Source organism: Microcoleus sp. OTE_8_concoct_300, assembly GCF_031383065.1.
Classification (GTDB): Bacteria; Cyanobacteriota; Cyanobacteriia; order Cyanobacteriales; family Microcoleaceae; genus Microcoleus.
Genome location: NZ_JANMZH010000027.1, coordinates 1 through 1,261, shown reverse-complemented (window position 1 = coordinate 1,261; position 1,261 = coordinate 1). Strand labels below are relative to the sequence as shown.

The 1,261-nt window shown below is 47.6% G+C and carries 1 pseudogene; it reads left to right on the top strand.

The features are described 5' to 3' along the window. Nucleotides 1–37: 37 nt before the first annotated feature. Nucleotides 38–1,261: pseudogene (locus tag ACUVJL_RS01510) on the top strand (DEAD/DEAH box helicase); the annotation flags it as partial.

The window sequence follows — 1,261 nt, the reverse complement described above, 5'->3', positions numbered from 1 at the left end:
GTTGAGCGAACGTTTGGCCAATGCGGGGTTATTACCGATGTTTGGTTTTCCAACGCGGGTACGTTTGCTTTACACGCGCTGGCCCTCACCGGGCGCTCAATGGCCACCAGAGACGGGAATAGTCGATCGCAACCTTGATGTGGCTATCAGCCAATTTGCACCAGGATCTGAGACGGTCAAAGATAAAGCGGTTCACACTGCTTGTGGTGTGGTTGAATTGTATCCTCAAGGCAACACAATTGCGGCCAAACCAGGCTTATTCCCACCACTCACTGAGGGCAACGAATCTCTCGGACTTTGTAGTAACTGTCAAGCGGTAATCTACCCGTACACAACCTTAAGTCAACCACTCCCTGGCGGTCAGCGATCGCCAACAACTCAATGTCCGGTTTGCGGTGAAAATGATGCGATGCGTTACATTGATGCCAGGGAACCCAAGGCATTTTTTACAGACTTGCAACCAGAGGACTTTGATGGGCAATTTGAGTGGCAACCGCGATCGACACGACCTTCTTTGAGTATCCCTCCGAAGGATGGCACGCCTGCAAATAATGGCACGCTTGCATCTGTCCTTAATGCTTCTGTATCTGCATTCAATGACAATATCATTTCGGTTAATGATAATGGTGGCACTGGAGGGTTTGACTTCTACGAAAGAGTTAAGATTGATAATCGACATAAATCAGGAGCTTATGCTGTATCTAAGCAAAACAGTTCGGTTAGTACATCTGGAGCGGTTTATCGGGTAGCTCTACTATCTCGACGTAAAACAGATATCCTATTAGTAAATATTCAGGAATGGCCTAATGGCATATTTGCCAATCCAACTACAGTTGAAGGTCGTGCTGCTTGGTATTCTTTCGCGTTTTGGCTGCGGGTAGCGGCTGCTTCTCTTCTCGATGTGGATGCACTGGAGTTGCAGGCGGGTTTTCGTTCATTAGAGCAGAATGGAGCGATTGTAGGTCAAGCTTTTCTTTGCGATCAATTGGAGAATGGGGCGGGTTATTGTCGGTTTCTAGCCAAACCGAATGAGTTTCAACAACTGATGGATCGGGCAGATCCAACACTTTCAAACAGCATTGCCTGGAAATGGACGAATCCTCACGAGCACGGAAGTGATTGTGATACTTCCTGCAATTTGTGTTTGCGGGACTATCAAAACCTTGCTTATCACGGGTTATTGGATTGGCGACTGGCTTTAGATATGGCACGATTGGTGTCTAATCCTGCGTCGGCGATCGATCTCAACTCTTCTTGGGAC